Source organism: Paenibacillus sp. FSL K6-1566 (assembly GCF_038050475.1).
Lineage (GTDB): Bacteria > Bacillota > Bacilli > Paenibacillales > Paenibacillaceae > Paenibacillus_AQ > Paenibacillus_AQ lactis.
The window spans coordinates 1,339,173-1,360,115 of sequence record NZ_JBBOSR010000001.1 but is presented as its reverse complement, the minus strand read 5'-3'; the positions used below and the strand labels follow the sequence as shown (position 1 = coordinate 1,360,115).

General features: G+C 55.5%; 14 protein-coding genes. 1 reads left to right on the top strand and 13 read right to left on the bottom strand.

Translation table 11 applies throughout. The features are described from left to right. Positions 1-121 precede the first annotated feature (121 nt). Positions 122-1,537, top strand: coding sequence for a pyruvate kinase (pyk, locus tag NST08_RS05780; RefSeq protein ID WP_007131246.1), 1,416 nt, complete (start codon positions 122-124; stop codon positions 1,535-1,537). Positions 1,538-1,864: 327 nt separating this feature from the next. Here the strand turns inward: pyk and NST08_RS05775 are convergent, their stop codons facing one another. From NST08_RS05775 to NST08_RS05715, 13 genes are all read right to left on the bottom strand, one after another. Continuing rightward, on the bottom strand, positions 1,865-2,176 hold the full coding sequence (locus NST08_RS05775) for a YbjQ family protein (RefSeq protein WP_007131245.1): 312 nt from the start codon (positions 2,174-2,176) through the stop codon (positions 1,865-1,867). Between the two features lie 307 nt (positions 2,177-2,483). After that, positions 2,484-3,233 carry a MerR family transcriptional regulator gene (locus NST08_RS05770; protein ID WP_028405407.1) on the bottom strand — a complete coding sequence of 250 codons (750 nt, stop codon included), beginning with the start codon at positions 3,231-3,233 and terminating at the stop codon, positions 2,484-2,486. A 287-nt stretch (positions 3,234-3,520) separates the two neighbouring features. After that, positions 3,521-4,492, bottom strand: a complete 972-nt coding sequence (locus NST08_RS05765) for a phosphotransferase enzyme family protein (protein ID WP_341341576.1) — start codon at positions 4,490-4,492, stop codon at positions 3,521-3,523. A gap of 291 nt (positions 4,493-4,783) precedes the next feature. After that, entirely contained in the window at positions 4,784-5,131 is a 348-nt protein-coding gene (locus NST08_RS05760) for a hypothetical protein (protein ID WP_007131242.1), read from the bottom strand. Positions 5,132-5,370: 239 nt separating this feature from the next. Continuing rightward, positions 5,371-7,647 (bottom strand): glycoside hydrolase family 95 protein, encoded by a 2,277-nt coding sequence (locus NST08_RS05755; protein WP_341341575.1) that lies wholly within the window; start codon positions 7,645-7,647, stop codon positions 5,371-5,373. Further along, positions 7,574-7,954, bottom strand: coding sequence for a glycoside hydrolase N-terminal domain-containing protein (locus tag NST08_RS05750; protein WP_341341574.1), 381 nt, complete (start codon positions 7,952-7,954; stop codon positions 7,574-7,576). Before NST08_RS05750 ends, NST08_RS05755 begins: the two co-directional genes overlap by 74 nt. Before the next feature lie 77 nt (positions 7,955-8,031). Next, positions 8,032-10,815: a discoidin domain-containing protein gene (locus NST08_RS05745; protein ID WP_341341573.1), complete on the bottom strand. Its 2,784-nt coding sequence runs from the start codon at positions 10,813-10,815 to the stop codon at positions 8,032-8,034. 380 nt (positions 10,816-11,195) lie between these two features. Continuing rightward, positions 11,196-13,058 (bottom strand): cache domain-containing sensor histidine kinase, encoded by a 1,863-nt coding sequence (locus NST08_RS05740; protein ID WP_341341572.1) that lies wholly within the window; start codon positions 13,056-13,058, stop codon positions 11,196-11,198. Further along, entirely contained in the window at positions 13,055-14,080 is a 1,026-nt protein-coding gene (locus NST08_RS05735; RefSeq protein ID WP_144878200.1) for a response regulator, read from the bottom strand. The genes NST08_RS05740 and NST08_RS05735 overlap by 4 nt, the downstream gene beginning before the upstream one ends. A gap of 243 nt (positions 14,081-14,323) precedes the next feature. After that, a complete protein-coding gene (locus NST08_RS05730) occupies positions 14,324-15,907 on the bottom strand; it encodes an extracellular solute-binding protein (protein ID WP_341341571.1) in 1,584 nt (527 codons plus the stop codon). Between the two features lie 908 nt (positions 15,908-16,815). Then, a complete protein-coding gene (locus NST08_RS05725; protein ID WP_341341570.1) occupies positions 16,816-17,847 on the bottom strand; it encodes a glycoside hydrolase family protein in 1,032 nt (343 codons plus the stop codon). After that, positions 17,831-19,672, bottom strand: a complete 1,842-nt coding sequence (locus NST08_RS05720; protein ID WP_341341569.1) for an alpha-L-fucosidase — start codon at positions 19,670-19,672, stop codon at positions 17,831-17,833. The genes NST08_RS05725 and NST08_RS05720 overlap by 17 nt, the downstream gene beginning before the upstream one ends. 323 nt (positions 19,673-19,995) lie before the next feature. Beyond that, positions 19,996-20,931, bottom strand: a complete 936-nt coding sequence (locus NST08_RS05715; RefSeq protein ID WP_341341568.1) for an N-acetylneuraminate lyase — start codon at positions 20,929-20,931, stop codon at positions 19,996-19,998. Between the last annotated feature and the right edge of the window lie 12 nt (positions 20,932-20,943).

Below are 20,943 nucleotides of genomic sequence, written 5' to 3'. Positions count from 1 at the left end.
TATCATGATTCGACAAGACAGGCTACAATGTCATCATTAGGAAAGTTTGAATTGAACTTGTATAACGGAAACAGACTGAAGGGTACAAAATAGTACGAATACAAAGGAGGATCCAATAATCATGCTCAAAACAAAAATCATTTGTACGATGGGACCTGCGTGCGATTCCATTGAGGTGTTGAAGAATATGATTCAAGAGGGAATGACCGTTGCCCGTTTGAATATGGCCCACGGGGAGCCGGAAGATCACGTGACCCGGATCCGGAATGTTCGTCAGGCCGCGTCCGAGTTAAACAAGTATGTGCCTATCATGATGGACATTAAAGGACCGGAAGTGCGGATCGGCAAGCTGAAAGAGCCTTCCTGCCTGCTGGAGCCGGGTCAGGAGCTCATCCTGACGACGGAGGAAATTCTAGGCGACGCCCGCCGCATCTCGGTCAACTATCCAGAGCTTCATCAAGTGGTCAAGCCGGGAGACCGCATACTCATCGATGATGGCCTCGTGGACCTGAACGTTCTGCATATCGACGGGCACGACATCCATTGCAAAATCATTAGCGGCGGCGTGCTCAAACCGCGTAAAGGCGTCAATCTGCCGGGAATAAAAACGACGCTTCCCGGGGTCACCGAGCGGGACGTGAAGCATATCGGCTTCGGACTGGAGAACGGGATTGAGATCATTGCCGCCTCTTTCGTGCGCCAGGGCGATAACATTCGCGAGATTCGCCGCATCCTCAAAGAACGCGGCGCGGACCATGTGCAGATCATCGCCAAGATCGAGAACGAAGAGGGCATGCAGAACCTGGATGACATCATTGAAGCATCGGACGGCATCATGGTTGCCCGGGGAGATCTTGGCGTCGAAGTGCCAGTCGAAGAAGTGCCTATGATGCAAAAAGAAATGATCGATAAATGCAACCTCGCCGGCAAACCGGTTATCGTGGCCACGCACATGCTCGAATCCATGCAGGTCAATCCCCGCCCAACCCGCTCCGAGGTAAGTGACGTGGCTAACGCGGTCATTCAAGGCGCGGACGTTGTCATGCTGTCCGGGGAATCCGCCGCGGGCAAATACCCGGTGGAATCCGTGCGCACCATGGCGGCCGTCGCCCGCCGCGCCGAGACGATGATCGATTACAAAGATCAATTCGCCTTCAAATCCAGACAACAAGTGGCTAACATTACGGAAGTCATCAGCCAGGGAGCGGTCAGCTCTTCCCTTGTCTTGAATGCGAAAGCCATTATTACGGCGACGGAGAGCGGATTTACCGCGCGGATGATTTCGAAGTACCGGCCGAAGGCGCCGATTATCGCCGTCACGCAGCATGAGGAAGTGCTGGCGAAAATCTGCCTGCTCTCCGGCGTCATTCCGGTAAAAGGCGACAAGGTTACGACAACGGACGAAATGTTTGAATCCGCAACCCGGAATGCCATTAAGACAGGCTACATTGAAAAAGGCGATATTATTGTATTATCCGCCGGCGTGCCGATCGGCCAATCCGGCAACACGAATCTGATTAAGGTACTGCAAGTTTAATATTTTTTAAGACCTCCCCATGTTTCAGCCGTGCCAATTGCTACTCAGAGCAATAACGACCTAGAGCAATAACGACCTAGAGCAATAAAGCGCAAATGATATAACGCTCTATATGGGGGCAGGATAAACGTCGGATTAGGACCGATTACGATAAAAAGGGTTAGGCAGATCGGGCTTCGAGCCCTCTGCCTAACCCTTTCATATTAAAGATGCACCGATTGTCTAGCAGCCGCCCCCGAACAAAATGAAATCGAACCGCTGGCTGTCCGCAGACAGCTCGGGAACGAGCTAAGCTATCGTTATATAACCGCCCCGGGATCTTCTCTGCTAGACAACTACGGCCGTTCCGCTGACGGCGACCATCAGCATGCCTTCGCGAATGACCTCATAATCAATGTCGACGGCTAAAATCGCATTGGCTCCCATATGATCGGCTTGCTGTTTCATTTCGGCGATGGCTGCGTCCCTTGCTTCCTGCAGCTTGTTCTCATATGCGCCCGAACGCCCTCCGACAATGTCGGTGATCGAGGCCAGAAAATCCCTCACCACATTAGCGCCCATAATCACTTCGCCTGTCACGACGCCGATATAACGTTGAACCGGATAACCTTCAAGGGTGGATGTTGTTGAGATTAACATTGAATATTCCTTCTTTCGTATTGGTTTCCTCTTATTACGCTGGAAAAAGGGATCGGTTGCGGACCTCGAAACTGTTAATTGGACGAAGACCACCTTATTTTGGGTATTGCCGCTTATTTCTATGTATTTTGGGGCGAAATATGTTGCTCCGGTGAAGTAAGCTTGTGAGTAACCTATACCGCGGCTCATCGATGATCCCCCCTTCCCGCATCTGCCTAACCATCCTGGAATAAATAAACAAACAAACGGCATTCCTGCCGCTTGTTTGTTTCGCTTTTCGTCTATTCTGCTATCTCTGCCGCTTCGATTAGGCAAGGGCTGCGTATTGCTCCCCGGCTGCATGAAGATAATACGCAAGACCGGTCTGCTGCTCCTCCAGCATCCGGAGATGGAAGTCATCCTGCAGGAAAAACTTCGTCTGCGCCGCAAAATCCGCCGGCGTTATCGAATGGCCATGGGCGTTCAAGAATGCCAAATGCTTGCCGATCAGGCGCTGTACGCGTTCATCGTTATGCTTGACCCCGGACGTTAACGACTCGGCCATCGCCGCCATGAATGCGGAGGCCTCAGCCGCTTGCTCGTTCAGATCCGCTGCATGGATCTGCCCATCCTGAAGCAAATCAACGTCATAGGCGTCCTTCAAGTAATCATTCTGTTCCTTTAACGCTTCCTTCCAGGCTTCATCGCTATCAAAGCCTTTAAACATTTCCTCTGGTTTCATCGGTTGTCCTCCCTCCAGTTCTTTCATTGATTTTCTGAGCGTGTCCAGTATCGTGTCCAGGCGGTCCAGGCGAGCTGCAAGCAGCTCTTCCTGCTCCGACAGGATGGTCCGACGGTTCTGCGAGCCGTCCAGCAGCTCTTTGATTTTATCCAGCGGAATGTCGAGCTCCCGGTAGAATAAAATTTCCTGCAGTCGTTCCAGCTCGCGCTTCCCGTACAATCGGTAGCCAGCGTCGCTGATTTCGGCGGGCATAAGAAGGCATATCTTATGGTAATGATGCAGTGCCTTGACGGTCACGCCCGACAATGTCGACACTTCCTTTACCGTGTACAGCATGCGGTTAACCTCCTTTCAGCTATCAGTCTAAAGCCTCCTCCAAGAGGAGAGTCAAACGTTATTTGGATTCCAGCAATATGAAACGAGACGGTTAATATGTATGATTCCTTATTAACGAACAAAGCCAAGACCTGTCTGTAACAAGTCTCGGCCATCCTCTTGCTAATAATCGCTGCGTTGCGCCCTTCACTTCCCCATGATTGTAATCCGAAGTTGACGCTGATCATCGTGCTACAGTCAGCATTACACCGCACTCCGGGAGAAGCACAGCGAAACAGAGCTGCAATTTACCATGGTTCACTGAAGCTTCCGCGATCGTCGTCGCAATAGGCAATCAGTTTATCCCGAAGCCCCTTATACCAAGGGGGCGCGTCGTCAAGAACGAGATCGCTATGCTCCAAGGAGCGGAGGATTCTGGCGAAGCTATACAAGCGTCCAAAGCGCCGGAACCTCGGAAGCTCCTCTTCGGTCTCCGGCTCCAAGCTCCGGATGGAGCGATAGCCTTCAAGAAATGCCTCCCGCTGGATCCGGCACTCCGTATCCGCCAGCGTTGATGCGATATCCATCGCAAACCAATGATACATCGAGTCGTCAAAATCGATAACTTGAAACGAGCGCTGATCCGCTTGATAGAATACGTTATCCAGTTGGAAATCATAGTGGATCAAACCGAAGCTCTGTCTGGACGCAGGCATGAACTGCAGCCATAGACAGATGCGGTACAGCTCTTCCCTCGCCTCCCGTTCTTCGGGATGCCGCTTCAGCACCCCGTCGATCCACTGCAGGATCTGCTCCGGACCTCTCCGCCGGTATAGCCCCGGCTCGTATTCACAAGATAACCTGTGAAGCCGTGCAAGCGCCCTCCCCCAATCCCGGCACTGCCGCTTCGACACAGTCTCGTTGTTCAGCACGGCACCGATGGCCGCGCTAAATACGACACCGTAGTATGTGCCTTCCGAGGTCCGTACCGTTTCGACGATATTTCCGCCGGATGATGGCACAGGAAGTACGCACGGGTACCCCCGCTCAGCCAAAAACCGCATATAATCCAGCTCGGCGGTCAGCTGTTCCATGCTACGATCCTCATCCGAACTAAAACGCAGAAAATACCGGACGCCCTGACGGTCAAGCACATACACGAAATTGGTGCTTGCTCTCCAGAACTTCATCGTCCCTTCGTCATGCTCCCATCGGTTCGCCATTTCGCGGGCCACCATATCGCCCGTCAGACCTCGAACCATTGTCGTTAACCTCATCATCTTCTCAAGCGTTCCTCCCATGACAGCGCGAGAGGACCGAGCGTATATCCCTAAATCTCGAGCCCTCTCTCCTGTATCCGATTGTGAATGAAATGCGTATTCAACAACGTCACCCCTTTCCATGGCTCCTTCAAGGCCCGGACGTTCATCCGTCCCTTCCTTGATGTCATTGTACAGGAGCGGCAGCCGCCGCGGATGGGGGAGAATGGGTATAGGCGATTTTTACACGAAGCTTGCCCAGAATTGCAATAACCCCGCGACATCGCGGGGCTCGTGCATGCGTATTGTTTCTCACTTTTTTTCCACTTGCAGTATCGTAATGCGCTTTGCCGCATAGGTATCCTTGATGGCGTCTTCGGAAATCACGTTCAATTTGATAAGCCCGGCAATCTTGGACGCATCCGGCTTGGAGAGCAGCCGCCATACATCCGGATCCGGCAGCGCTTCGTACAGCTTCTGCTCATCGAACTCCTTCCGGTCTTGAAGGACCAGCTTAGCCCGATACGTCCCCGCCTCCAGCTCCTGGACCCCCTGCTGCTGGCAATGCTCAATGATTTGCCCGCGCAGCTCCGATAATTCCTGCTCCAGCTCTTTTTGCTTTTGCTTGAGTTGATAGTATCTTCGCAACTTCACATCCATCGCATCTCACGCTCCTCTACACAACATATGTATGCAGATGGGCGGCACAATTAGGATAAAATCAAGCAAAAACGCGTAAATCCCACCGCTTGGCGAGTCTTGTCCTGTGAGTTTTTTAATAGGCCGTTTCTAATAGAGAGGACGTCGAGCAGTAGACAAGCTGAGAAGCTTGGCCTCTCTGCCCTGCCCGGATTCATAGTTGCTGGTTGCTGGTTGCTGCTTGCGCTGGCGCCATCCCTTCATATCGGGAAGGTTTGCATGGATGGATCACCGCCGGGCTTTCCGAAGTCCCTCCTCAGAATATACGACTCCCCTTCCTTCATAAGAAACGACAGACGATGGCCGCCAGAAGAGTTTTCGTGGCGATCCTCCTCGTTCGTGCTCGACGCTTCCACGGGAACGGGAACAAGGGGCGTGGAGGACCACACCGTGCACCGGCCTGCTCTCGATGCATACACCTTCGCTTCGGATAACTCCCCATCCTCCCATCGTATATCCACGACCCAGCCTCCCCGGGCGCGCAGCCCTTTCACATCGCCGCTGCTCCATCCAGACGGGAGCGCCGGCAGCAGCCTCAGCTCGCCTGCATGCGACTGCAGCAGCATCTCGCCAACGCCTGCAATTCCCCCAAAATTTCCGTCGATTTGAAAAGGCGGATGGCAATCGAGCATATTCGGGAATGTCGAAGAGGCAAGCAATTGAAGCAAATGCCCGTACGCTTCCGTTCCGTTCAATAGCCGCGCATAATAATTAATGATCCAAGCCCGGCTCCAGCCGGTATGTCCTCCTCCATGCGCAAGCCGCCGCTCAAGCGTCCTCTTGGCGGCTTCGGCCAGCTCCGGCGTATGAAACGGGTCGATCTGCTCCCCCGGATATAAGGCGAACAATTGAGAGATATGGCGATGGCCCGGGTCCGCCTCTTCATAATCCTCGAGCCACTCCATAATGCCTCCGTGCCTTCCGATTTGCGGAGCCGGAATGTCACGGATCGCTGCTTCAAGCTCGTCAAGGATGCGGGAATCCTCTCCAAGCAGCCGCCCGGCCTCCAGACAGGCTTGCAATAAAGCATGGGCAATCTGCGAGTCCATGGATGGGCCCATGCAGAGACTGCCCACGGCACCATCCGGAAGCACGAAGCGGTTCTCCGGAGATACGGAGGGCCCGGTAATCCGCCTGCCCTCCCCGTCTATCGTCATATAGTCCAGCAGAAAGATGGCCGCTTCCTTCATGACGGGGTATGCCCGGTCGCGGAGAAAATCGGCATCTCCTCCGAAGCGGACATGCTCCCACAGGTGCAAGCACAGCCATGCGGCTCCCATCGGCCACACGGTGCAGGTCATCAAGATCCCCTCGGGTCTGGTCTCCCCCCATACATTCGTATTATGATGGGCCGCAAAGCCGCGGCAGCCGTACATCTCCCGGGCCGTCTTCCGGCCGTTCGGCAGCATTCGGTCAATCAGATCGAACAGCGGCTCATGGCACTCCGGCAATCCAAGAAGCTCCGCGGGCCAGTAGTTCATCTGGATGTTCGCGTTAATCGTGTACTTGGACTCCCACGGCGGCGTAAAGCTGTCGTTCCATATCCCTTGGAGATTGGCTGCCAGGGACCCCGGCCGGGAACTGGACAGCAGTAAATACCGGCCGTACTGCACATATAATTCAATTAGTCCAGGGTCATCATCCGGATACGCCCCAGAGTTACCCTCCGGATCTGCGCCTGAGTTTCCTTCCGGATTCGCCCCCGAGTTTCCTTCCGGATATGCCCCTGAGTTTCCTTCCGGATTCGTCCCCGAGTTACTGACCCTGACCCGCTCCTTCAAAAGGTTCAGCCGCTGATCGGTAGGGAGGGAAGCATAATCCCGCGCGCCGGCGTCCACCTCCAGCTTCAGCGAAAACCTGCCGAACTTCTCCCTGTATTCCTCCACGTGGCGGCTGAACAACCGCTCATAGGGGATCGAAGACGCATGGTCCAGCTGCTGCAGGCACATCTCTTCCGGTTTCCGGCACCGGAACGTCGTCTGAGCGGATAACAGCAGCGTTACGGCATCCGCACCTTCAACGGACATGAAATCGCCGATGATGCGGATACTCCCCCCTTCAGCGGCTCCGCGCAAAGCGGCGCAGAAGGAGACGCCGTCCGCCCCGGCCTCCCCTTTCATAGTCAGGGTGTCATTCCCGATCGATCGGGTGCCGCAGTCGAAAGGACGGCGCATCAGGTTTGCGGCAAAGGTCAAACTGCCGGGGCGTTCTGCCGTCAGACGGATGACCAGCACACCGTTCGGCGCGCTTGCAAAGTAATGCCTGCGGTACGTGATTCCCCCCGATGTGTAGGTCACGGCCGCCATGGAACGCTGCAAGTCCAATTCCCGCTCATAGTGCGTCGCCGGTGCTTCGGCGTTCAGGAATTTCAGCAGCAGATCGCCCAGCGGCTGATAGGGCTGCTCATATTTCGGCGAAGAGGTCATTGCCATCCGGGCCAGATGCTCGGCCTCCGCTTGACGGCCATCCTGAAGCAATTGCCGGATGTCGCCCAAATATGGGATAGCATTCGGGTTGCCCCCCCCTTCCCGGTCCGCCGTACCATAGCGAATCCTCGTTCAATTGCACCCGCTCAAGGCCGGTTCTGCCAAACACCATCCCTCCGAGCCGACCATTGCCGATCGGCAGCGCCTCATTCCATTCCGCCGCAGGCGAGGTATACCATAACCGCAGAGGCCGCTCAACGCCTCCTGATAATGACGCCTCGTCAGTCCCCATGATCCTTGCTTTAACCTCCGCATCGAATCGCTGCCTCCCGTCCATGTTCAAGCCCTGGTTGCCCATACCTATTCATGCCTCCCATTCCTATGGAAAAGGGGACTCCAGACATCGCTGAACATCCCCTCTTCCCCTATATCAGATCAAGGTAATTCCGGTACATCCAAAGCACCGCCTCCCACCGGCGTACGGGCGAGATGATCCACCGCTTCCTGGCCGAGACGATCCTTCAGCTGCTGGATAAACAAGCTTTGCGGCGCAACATGCCGACCCGTCGACTCCCAATAACCGTCCTCCCGCGGACGCGGGTCGTAGTCGTTCGGCACGAGCGGCCTGACGTTCAAGCCGTCCTCCGTCGGAACATGCCCGATTGCGTAATTCTGCGCAGTCGGCGGCTTCTGAGCGACGAGCCCGCCCTCGGTATTCCACATGACGTAATTGGCGCCTGCCCACCCGTGTCCGCTGCCGAGCCAAGCCCGGTCGCGAACGCTGATCCGTGCGCTGACATTGTCGTACAGACCGCCCGTCGACCAGCGGTGATGAGGCTCGCTCGTATTGTACTCCCGGGTCGCCCTGTTATCGTACATTACATTGGGTCCCTGTACGCGGCTCTCAATGACGTAAGCATGCCGGGAGGTTTCGGTATAGTTTCGCTGGACTAGGTTTAACTGCCCCTGAATGAAGAGGCTGTAGCGTCTTCCCCCGGTGATGATGCTCACCATGTCGTACATTTCGCTGTCCTGCACCGTTACCCATTTGGCCTGCCGGCCGACCTGCACCAAGGCATAAGAGAAGTGGTATCCTTCCACCTCGCGAACCCAGGCATTCTTCACGCTGTTCATCATGATAAAGCGCTCGGCGTGGTCTTCATCCGAATAATACGGCGTATCCAGAACGTCATTATCCATCTTCGTGTCCGTCTTACTCGGGTCAAAATCGGAGACGGCCCGCATGTTCTCGATGCCGACCTGTTCGATCCGCTCCTCGTCCGTCGCTTTGAAGAGCTTGCCGCCGCCCCACTGACGCTCGATGGCGTTGGCCAGCGGTGCGTCAACCGTAATCCGGTTGCCGTCAATTGCGGTGATCACCCGGTCAAAATCAAGGTTAAAGGGCGTCCATTGCTTCGTTCCGCCGGTGAGCGGCCTCATAAAGATATGATCCATGCCGATTTCATGAATCCAGCGCTCGCTGCCGATCCGTCTGACGATAACGGAATCCCCCGCCTTATAGCCCGAAGCATCCTGAACATGAAACGTTCGGGAGCCCGCCGGAACATACAAGTCCTGGATGTCCGTCTCCGTCCCCTCCACGATCGACGGACCGGCCGTACCGCCGACCTCGATCAGGTTTCGAGCAGCTGTCCCCGTGCCGCGGATGATCGTCCCATTGTCGTCCTTGCCTTCGCCCCGGAGCACGACGCCGCTTGCCTGAATGCGCAGGGTTCCGCCGACGAAATACGTTCCGCTTCTTAGCAGCACGGCGCCCCGGAACCCGTCCGCATCCCGCGGGAGCCGGGACACTTCATCAATCGCCGCTTGCAGCATCGCCGTATCGTCCCCGCCGGTCGGCTCCACGGCAACCTCCGCCTGAACATCCGGCAGCCTTACGCCGCCCCCTTGGTATCCGACATGAGAGAAGTCGATGATCCGATTGCCTTTATAGTCGGGAACGTAAACCATCCGTCCGTTTTTGCCGACGTAGGCGATCCGGCTCTGCCCGTCAGGCACCCCGTTCTTGGGCATGACGGTATAATACAGGCTGTCGTAGTACGTCCCGCCGTCCGACATATGGAACGTCATTTGAATCTCATAGGTTCCCGGCACTTTCATACCGCCTGGAAGCTGTATGGAGGCATCCTCGCCAGCGATTAGCGTTTTCGTCCCGAGATTTCCTCTCGATTGGCCGTCCCTCAGCCATCTCGCGGAGACGCTTCCGCTTAGATTCGGTGCAATCATGACGACCGGCAAGGTCTTGGTCTCCTCCAGAATCGCCGCCTCGCCGATTCTCTGCGTCAATGCCGGATGACGAAAGGAAGTGAAGGCAACATATTTCGCATCTTCGAATTCGTGCTCATCCTTCACGACAAACCATAAATCCGGCGAACGGACCGTCTTGCCGCCCACGCTGGCTTCGGCGTAGATGCGGGTCGCGCCGACTTTGTGGCCGGTCACAGTCCCGTCTGACGTAACCGTCGAGCTGGCTCCATCCGCTAGATACCGGATTTGGTGAGGAGGCAGCGCCGCCCACTCCCCGTTCGCCCCTCTTCCTCGGACCTCGAGAGGAGCGGTACCGCCAATCTCCAAGCTTAGCTCGTCATTGTTGCCAAATGGAGTTCCGTCCTCCTTCACGAAGGCAAGCTCCGTTACATCGACCGGAATCTCCGAGCTGCCGTCCTGCATATAAATCTCCATCTCCTTCAGCTGCACGTTCAGGTTCCGCGACAGCTGCAGCGTGATACGGACTTGAGAGGCCGTTACGGCATCAAATGAAATACGCTCCTGACCGTCCGCCCGAATGCCCTCGGTCTTTGTGAACGCCCGGCTCCATGACTCCCCTTCCAGCGAGTAATCGATTTCCACAGCCTTCAGGTTATCCCCCCGGTTCAAATCAAGTATGACCTGGTTCAACGGCTGTCCGCTTCCAAGCTCGACCTGGATATGCACGCTCATATCTTCGCGATCCGTGCTTGCCGGCTGCCAATAGGTATCCCTGCTGCCGTCAACGGCTTTTCCGGCTTCCCGCCCGCTTACGGCAGAGCTGGCCATGGCCGGCTTGTCGAGCGCAAGATTCACGGGAGCGCCGCCGGTATTCAAAGCCGCGTCCCCTTTTACCGGCAAATTTCCCAAGGAGAGCAGCAGAACGCCCAGCAGCAGGACGGCAATCCTGCGGTTTTCCCATCCATCGCGCTTTCGTGCCTTTTTCATCATTCATCCCCCATCCTTCGTCTAATGTCGTGATTGACGATCGATCCGTAATTGACGCGCTCCTCCTTCCTCCACTTAGCGGATTATGATTCCATCGTAGGGCTGCCCGGCCGGTTACGCCATGCCGTAACTTGCGGAGACAGGGTGTTTTTTTAAGAAATATGCTCTCCTAAGAAAACACAATCGCAAACGAACGGAGCCGCATGTGCCGTTGGCGTTACGTCCGTTACAATGAGGCTGCATGAGGCTGCAGGAAGCTACACGAAGCTGCACGAAGCTGTGCGACCATGATTAAGCGGCTTGAAACCGAGGGAAGCCTTAAGGCAAAACAAGCTGAGGTATGGGTGATCGCACCGGTTTTCGATTCCTAGGAGAAGCCGGCTTTAAGCAGACTGCGGACTTGGCATCATCATCTTGACGGTGGTGCCCATCCCCCCGCCTTCCGAGCTCAGCCTAAGACCATAGCGTTCACCGAACACAAGCTGGATCCGGCGGTGCACATTGAGCAGCCCGATGCCTCCAATCCCTCCGATGCCCCACGCGTCTCCGCTTGCAGCTGACGAGGATTCTGCCGTCGCAGCGTCCCACTCATGAGCATGGGAGAACCGGTCTAATATTTCGCGCTGCCTCTCAGCGGACAGACCTGCGCCGTTATCCGTCACGCTGACCCAGAAGATGTCATCGCTCAGGCCTGCTGAAATCGTGATCCAGCTCGACTCGTCGATGCCGTCCGGAAACGCGTGCTGAAACGCATTTTCGATCAGCGGCTGCAGCGTCAAGCGAACCATGCTGAATAGCAGCAGCTCAGGCGGCACCTCCACCCGCAGGTCAAATTCCAGTTCATGCCGATGCTTCATGATGGTCATGTAGCTCAGCACATGGTTCAGCTCATTAGCCACCGTAATCTCCTCCAGAGACGTAAGGAGGGAGTAACGCATCATATAAGCAAGAGAGGATACCATTTCCGTAATTTCGGATGAGCCTCTGACCTCTGCGTAACAGACGATCGTCTCCAGCGTGTTATACATAAAATGCGGATTGATCTGCAGCTGAAGAGCCTGGAATTCCGCGCGCTGCCTGGCGATAATGATCTTCTGCTGCTGCAGCTCGCTTTCGTACACCCGCTCGATGAGCTCCGACAGACGGGTTACCATCAAATTGTAACGCTGCATCATCTCGGTCAATTCATCGTCCCGCTCGGGAAGCTCAAGCGGCGTCCAGCGGCCCTGCTCCGTCTGCCGCATCCCCCGGATGATGGTCTGGATCGGCTGGGTGATGGAACGCACGAACCGGTAAGCGAGCAAGCACGCTGCAAGCAGGCTGACAAGGCCGATGCCCCAGACGGTGGTGCGGATATTGGCGATGGGCTTGCGCCACTCTTCGAGCGGTATGGAGGTGACCAGACGCCAGCCCGAATAAGGCGACATTCTTGCCATGAATACCCGCTCCTCGCCATCCGCCGTCGTGTACCGGAAGGAATCCTCGCCCGCATCCATAATCCGGTCCCTCAGCTTCGGATCCTGTGCAGGTGATGAAGCGTCGCCCACCAGGCTCTCCGGCTGGTACACCACGTGGCCGTCGGCATCGGCGATGAAGAAGTATCCTTGCTCCCCAAGATCGATTCCTTGCCAAAGCGTCGAGAGCTCTTGAGACCGTACCTCCATGGCCAGCACGCCCTTTTCCGCGATGGAGGACAGGCCCTTGATCTGTCTTGTCATCCGAACCACGCTGCCGCCTCTTCCCGGAATGATGCTTGCGGTATCGATCATCAGCCCGCTCTCATCCTTTGTCAGCCTGCGCAGATCCGCAAGCTGTGCCGACTTCTCCTCCGCGCTGAACACCGGCTCCGCAACGTCGGAGCTGAAGCTGTAGACGGCATTGCCGTCGTTGGAGAGAATATACATGGTCAGCAAATCCGGCCCCCGGTCCATCTGCGGGCGAAAGACCATTTCCTTAATCGTCGAGCTGATATGATAGTACTCGTAGTTGTCGGCGGGATTCGGCAGATCCACGAATTTTTTCAATTCCCGGTTCGTCAGCAGCGTAATCATCGTCCGGTCATACGACTTAATGTACATATCCGTATGAATCAGCGCATTCTGTACCGTTTGTGACATATGCCGGTCCAGCTGCTGGTCCAGTTCTGCCGATGAACGGGAATAAGTGACAATGCCGATTAGAAGTGAGGACAGTACGATGATGGACACGCAGTACAGAAACAGCTTGCGGTACAGCTTGCTGCTCATCCGTTAAACCCCAGCATGGACCGGTATTCCGTCGGGGTGTGCCCCGTCACTTTCTTAAACATCTTCGTAAAATGGGGGTAATCCTCATAGCCTACATTCGCGGCGACATCGATGATCCGCATATGCGGCAGCGCCAGGAGCTCCTTCGCCCGCTCCATCCGTCTGTGGATACGGTACCGGACAAAGGTTTCGTTCGTCATCTTCTTGAACATCGCGCTAAAATACGTGGGCGTGTAGCCCGCCATTTCAGCCACTTCCTCCAAGGTGATTTCCTCGGACAGATGCGAATCGATGTAGGACTTCACCTCCTCCAGCGGATTTTTGAAGTTGCCCCAGCGCTGGGTGATCAAATCCGCGGTCATTTGCTTGACCCTTAGTTCAAACGCTTGGAGCAGCGGCTCCGGAGCAGCCCCATGACCCAGCGGCTTGATGGCCGTCAGCTCCATGTATCCCTTGGACACCAAGCGCCGGTAGATCATGCCCACCGCGTCATCCAGCAGCTGCTGCAGCTGCTGGACGCTGAGCCCGGCTGCCAGCAGCTGCTCTCTCCATTCCTTTAACAGCTGATCCAGCCGTTCCGTCTGCAGCATCCAAATTTCCTGTCCAATATTTTCGATCCAGTCGACATAGGAAGCAAGGGACACAATCCCTTTGTGACGATGCTTCATGATCGCATCGAACGCCTGATGAAGCATCGCCCCCGTCACCGGTTTCAGCAGATAATGCTTTACGCCGTAAGCCAAGCACTGCTGGGCATACTGAAATTCGCCATACCCGGAGATGACGACGATCTGAATGTGCCCGTACTGCTCATGAAGCTCCCGGCACAGCTCCAGCCCGTTCATTCTGGGCATCCGAATATCGGTCAAGAGCACGTCCGGCTCGGCCTCCTTGATCCGCGACAAAGCATGCTCGCCGTTTACGGCCGTATCAATCGCGTCAAACCGCAGGCGGTAGGATTCCGCCATTTTAACCAGCCCTCTCCGAATGACGGGTTCATCATCAGCAATAAGCAACCGCATTATTATCAGCCTCCTGTATGTAGAAGAATCCGAATGATTCCGATGAACAATCTCGCCGGCGGAACGAGAAGGTACCCTCCTGGGTCAGCCGACAAGCGGCTTGACCGGCGGATACCTATTTTTTTCGCAGCCCACATCAGGTGAAACGCTTACATATCGGCTTTATTGTATAGAAAAATTCGCCTTTGCTTGATAAGTTCTGCCGGCTATTTTGCAGGGTACCGAGGCTGCGCGCCAGTAGAGTCATCTTGTGCGATCCACGACATTCTCCTTGTTCTTCCAGCGCTCCGTCGCTTCCTTAATGATCTCGTTCCCGCCTTTGGCCCGATATTCCTCCAGCACCTTCGGCCAATCGGAGATCGGCTGCTTGCCGTAGATCATTTTGACCATGCTGTCCAGAATGAATTTCGGTCCCGTATCTCCCGTCGAGGCAAGGTCCGGGAACTTGGAGAAGCTGTTCAGGTTCGCCGTAAAGGTAATGCCGCCGCGCCCTTCGTTGCTGAGCACATCGCGGAATGCGGCCACTACGTCCTGGCCGTCTTCCGTAAGGGCTGTCTGCTTCTTGTTGTAGGTCAGCTCATGCACAAACCACAATTGGTTGGCCCGGAACCCGGCTTCATCCACTTCCTCCTTCTTTACCGGCCATGTGTAGTTGACTTTACCGTTCTCAATCGTGTAGTTCTCGCCTTCGATCCCGAACGAGAAGAACATATCCGCTTCCTCTGTCAGCATCCAGTCCAGAAACTTAATGATCTCGATCGCTTTTTCCTTGCCGACCTTGTTGTTGATGTAAAACGTCGTTGAGATCGAGCTGTATAAGCCCAGGCCCCCTTTGCCGTCCGGCCCGGTTGGAGACGGATAAATATCTACTTTCATCGAAGGGTCCACTTCCTTCAGCTTCGTGCGAAAGCCGATGAGCCCTTCGCCGTTGGAAGCCCACATGCCGGACTTGCCTGAATTGATATTGCGCCTGTAATCAACCTGCGAGAGCGAGGCAAAGTCCTTCGGGATCAGCCCTTCGTCATACATGGTCTTGTACGTTTGAAGCGCCTTGGTCATATTCTCTACATCGAAAAACTTCGGCACCACCTCGCCGTTCAGCTCCATGAATTGAAACGGCAGCACATCGTAAGCGCCAAGGAAGGTATCCGCATATTTGAAATTCTCGCGATACTGATACGGATGCTCAATGCCCAGCTTCTTGAACGCGCGCAGCATATCCAGGTACTCCTCGACCGTCTTCGGCGCTTCCTTGATGCCGGCCTTCTCCATCAGATCCGTACGGATAAATGTAGCGCGGCGCGACAGGTTCTCCAGCCAGGAGGGAATGCCGTAAATGCTGCCGTTATACGACACCTCCTCCCATGCCTCCGGTGTCACCATTTTCATCAGATTCGGCGCATGCTCCTTGAGCAAATCATCAAGCGGCATGAATATGCCGGCTTCCACCGAGCCCGACATGGAGGCCGTCGTAGGCCCGCCTCGCATATTTCCCACAACATCCGGGATATCGTTGCCGGCAAACATCAGGCTCATCTTCTGGTCGAATTCCTTGTGCGACATCAAACGGATATCCAGATCGGTGTTCGTCATTTCCTCCAGCTTCAGCACCCATTTGTCGTTATTGATATCCGGCGAGGATTCAATATAGATATTGCCGCCCGTAGAGAATGAAATCGAGAAGGACAGTTTCTCGGATGCGGCCGCCCCATCCTTAGCTCCCGGCTGAGCTCCCGCTTGTCCGCCCTCACCCGCTTTTCCTCCGCAGCCTGCCAGCAGCGTTAGGATCAGGCAGCTCACGAGCAAAACCGAAAAGCCTCTCTTCATCAACCTCTCCCCTTTCCACGAAATCATCAACCGTTCATTTCATCTGGAGATCAAACAAGCTCCAACATGCCATCGATCCATATCGATCCTTATGATTCATATCTGTCCATGCCTATCCGTCGCTTATCCATGCCGAGCCATGCCCAATCAGTCACCCTGCCACTCAAAGGTAAGCGCTTACGTAAAATCAATTTCATGGTAGCCTATATCGCCTCATTTCCGTATTGGCGTTTTTTATGATCCTGTGTGTTCTTTTACGATCCGGCTTGATCGAGCCGATTATTGTGTCCATCCCCCCTATCTGGTTGGTCATGGCGATCTCCCGCAGGCGAACCTGCAGCGAAAAACAGCCTCAGGTTATTGATATAGTATAGTGCGAACGAGTACGAATTCCAATGCGCGACCGCGCAGAACAACCCTTAACGCCGACGCCCCAGTCGTGACCAAAAGCTGTGCGGATCATCAAACCCATAATACGCTTAATGGCGTTGTAGGTACGAAGCGGTTGTTATCAGTGTTATCAGATTGCACGCGGTTTTCTCTGCCATTACGTACAAGCTCTCACCAGGAACAACCGTCAAACGGAGGCGACGTTCCATCCGATTACATCATAGAGTCTCGCTATTATCGCTATATGTGAAAAAGCGTCCAATCCCAAACCACGGTGAAGAACCGCGGATTACGGAAAAGGACGCTTAAAAAGCGATTGATATAAACATCTCTACATCAGTCTGTCGACTTTTTGCCGGCCATGCTTGAATCCCGCGAAAAATGAGAGCACGCCTGAGAGACAAGGCGCGATGCAATACCGGCTTGCTCGTTCCATCAGCCGGGATCGACGCGTAATCAGCATCGCTGGTGCATCCTTCTTGCGAGACTCGTCTGCCTAACGGCGCGTAATGCTGCCGCTATTCATCCGGATGAAGGATTTCCCGGATCGGAATCGCCATATTCCAGGTCTCCGTGCAGTCATGAAATCCGCGGCTTCCATCCGACGTCGCCGCGAACATCCAGGCAGGGCGCCCTCCCTCCATAAGCAGAAACGGGCGCTCCAGATTGCCCATCAGCCGCTCGGTGCCGTCATCCCAGCGTACCCTGCGGGAGTACGCCGGCTCCCCGGGCGTCGTCGTCAACTGCCATCGGCCGCCGGAAGCGGACCATGCGTGGATGCCGCCATATCGCTCCCCGGACAGCGAGCCGTCCATATCCTTGGCAATCATCTCGTATCCGCGTGGTGTACGCCATATAAACGGATCCTCAACATGAACCGACGGGGGAAATAGCGGCTCATCGCCGCGAACGTAAGGACCGTGCACCGATCCTGCACAGGCCACCCCAAGCTGCATGTTTCCGTAAGAATGCCCGGCATAAGGTCGGGATTTATAGATGAGCAGCACCCGGCCGTCCGGATGGATGCATGGAGCCGGATTGGACACCAGGTAGCTGTCGAAGCGGTCCGGGCGCGGCGTCAAAACGGGTCGGTCCGGCCGGGTCCACGGCCCCCCAACGGATGGCGCCGTCGCGATGCCGATTCGTTTATTCGCTCTTGCCGCCACGGCAAGCGGATCATCCGGCCGCAGCTGCCTTCCGTCCTCCGGCAGAGGGAACGGGAACGTGGTGCCCATATAATAGAGCACATATATCCCGTCCACCTTCACGATGTGCGGATTATGCACGCTGCATCCGTCCCAATGGGCCGGGGATCTGGCGCCAAGCACCGTTTCCTCGTATCGGTACGGGCCGGCCGGATGATCCGCAGCCGCCCGGACGATCTCCGAGGCCGCAAGCCACCCGGGATGCATGGGCAGCGATTTCGGCCAGCGCGAAGCGAACATATGATATCGGCCGTCCTCCCCCTCGATTACGCTTCCGCACCAGACCCAATAGCCCGGCATGCGGAAGCCTCCGGCTGCCGGTGCAGGATCAAACACCAGCCTCATGGCTTTTCCCTCCTTCTTCTATAGGCAGCAAGGTTATTTTTCGCAACTTCATTAAAGAGTTTCCGGCTAGTGATAAGCCCCGGATTTCAAGATGGTGGAGTCCCCGCGAGCTTACCGTAAGCGGGCCCGTCTCGAGCTCTCCCCAGCTCCCGTCGCCGCCCGTCTCCTCTATCGTTGCCTCCACCTTCTGCTCATCAAGCGACACCTCGAACCGGCCGCCCGCCTGCTCGGCATCGGCGGATAATGTGACCACAAGACGACATCGGACAGGTCTTTCTTCTTCCGAACGAAATGTCCAGTGAACAGCTCCACCGGGATCAGTCCAGCCAGTTACGCCGTCATGCCCGCGTTTGCCGTTATCGTAATGAACGCCTCCCTCAATCCGTCCATCGTATGCCCAGAACGTGTTCGGCATTCCGGCAATGAATCTGGGGGTCGGATCCGCCTTCAGCTCCCCCAGGATCTTGACCTTGATCACCGTTGCATACGGATGCTTCCGGACCGAACGAACGTCAATCTCCACGTCCCAAGGCCCAAGCTGCCGGAAGGCAAGGCTGCGGGGATGCTCATGCTCTCCGATGCCCCCTACCGGCTGCGCATACTGGACCCGGCTCGCGAGACCGGGCAGGATCAATCGCCCGTCCGAAGGCCAATCTCTTACAAACAGATATAACGCGGACTCGTCCGGCTTCCATGTACACCAGCCCCACTGCGGCACGCCGATCGGACTTTCCTCTGTCCCGTAAATCGCTTCGCCGCTGTACTCCAGGAAACGCCCTACCGTCTCCAGCAAGCATCTGGACGTATCATCAATCGACCCGCTTCCCATCGGCCCAATGTTCAGAACGAGATTGCCGCCCGCGCTTACGACCCGGAGCAGCTGCTCGATCAGCTCATCCGGGCTCTTCCAATTATCATCGTCATAGCGGAAGCCCCAGGAGTCGTTCAAGGTATGGATCGACTCCCAGTCCGGCTGCACCGGACGGAATCGAAGCTGGTTATCGTGCGGATTGCCGTAATCCGCAAACCGCTCGTCCCGAAGGCGCTTATTAATGAGGCAATCCGGCTGAAGCCTGCGCACCCGGTCACGGAACCATTCGGCGTGCTCATCGCTGATCTTATGGCCGCAGTCGAACCACATCACGCCGATCGGGCCGTAACCGGTCAACAGCTCCTCGACCTGGGGCAATGCCTTCTCCTGAAGATAGCGCTCGAAGCGGGTTCTTTTGCCGTCGTCATCCACCCAATCCTCCAGCAGGTCCCACGCGCCGACATTGTCCGGGTAGTCCAGCGTATTGCCTTGCGAATCCGGATGATGCCAATCCATCGCGTGGGAGTAGTAGATTCCAAGGCGAATCCCCTCTGCTTCGCAGGCCGCCGCCAGCGCTTTGAGGGGGTCGCTCGGAAAATGAGCGTGGCGAGTGATGGAATAATCGCTGACCTTGGAGTCGTACATCGCGAATCCGTCATGGTGCTTTGCCGTTACAATCATATATTTGGCACCGGCCCGCTTCGCCAGTGACACCCATTCATATGCGTCAAAGGCATCCGGCTTCATCCCTGCGGCAGCCTCGGCGTACTCGGCAACGGGAATCTTCCCGCGCAGCTGGATATGCTCTGCATAATTCGCTTCTACGCGCTTCCCCTTCCACATGCCGCCCAGCATCGAATAAGGCCCCCAGTGCACGAAAATGCCAAACCGGGCCGCTCTCCACCAGGCTATGCGCCGGTCGAATTCGGACGCAAACTCATCCCTCTTCCATCCCTGCGCCTCCATCGGCCCTGTCTTTAGTCCAGCACCGTCCATGTATTCATCCCGTTTCATGCTCGCCCTCCTTGCCCTGATTCATCAGCAGCTCTTGGTCCGTTCATGGCTTCATTATAGGATGTCGGCAGGTGCCGATTGATTGTTTTTTTGCGTTGGGGTTGTGTTTTGTTTGGGAGCATGGCCGAAATAGGTATTTTGATATTCAAATGGATCTGAATCGTCCCAAGGCAACGAACGTCAAAACAACAGGCCGGTCACGACCGGCCTGTTGCTGCTTTATCATGGATCAAGTTTTACCGTAGATGAGCGTGCCAAAATGACGGATTCATCTTCTTCCACGATTAACCAGAACATTACATAGGCTCTGCCCAATAGCTGGCTTAAACGCTGACACGGTGGTCCTGCAGCAAGGCGCAATTCCGATAGAAATCATCAATCTGCCGCCGTTCGCCATCCGTCAGCTGCTTTAAGGGCTGGCGTACCTTCGGGGAGCGCAGTACCCCTTGGAGATATAAAATATACTTTTCATACGCGATAACATCGTATTGGATCATGTGCGAGATCACCGCATTGACCTCCGTCTGCAAAGACTGTAGGAGCCTCATATCAGGCCTTTGGGCAGTGCTGATATGATCGTGCATTTGAATGAATGGTCCGGGCATCATATTGAAGGTGCTCCCGATCGCGCCGTCGGCTCCGGCACAAGCCCCGCTTAAATATACCTCGTCATGCCCGTTAAAAATCATGAACCGCTCATGGCATAAGGCGCGGATTTGCTGCATCTCAAACAGGTTCAAGGACGTAAATTTCACGCCGATACATTGGGAATGACTGCTCATTCCCGTGTAAAAATCCATCGTCAGACTCACGCTGGTAGCACCCGGGTAATGATAGACCAGCATGGGCAACGGCACGGCGGACATGATCGTTTCATAATGCTCCCGGATCTCTTTCATCGTTACTTTATAATAGAACGGAACGACGGCCGAAACGGCATCTACGCCAAGCTCTTCCGCGTGGCGGGCAAGCTTAACCGACTCCATGGTGCTGATGCAGCCGATATGCGCGATCACGATCACCCGGCCGTTCACCGTCTTGACGACGGACTCAAGCACCTGCTTCCGTTCTTCCGTCGTCAAAATAAACGCTTCCCCGGTGCTTCCTCCAACGTAGAAGCCCGTAATTCCCAGCGAGATCTGATGCTCCACCAAACGCGATAACGACTCGTAATCGATCGATCCGTCCTCGTGCATAGGCGTCAACAATGCGGTAAATATGCCTTTAAACTTGCTTCGTTCTCCAGTTACCAGGTTCAAGGGGAGTCCCCT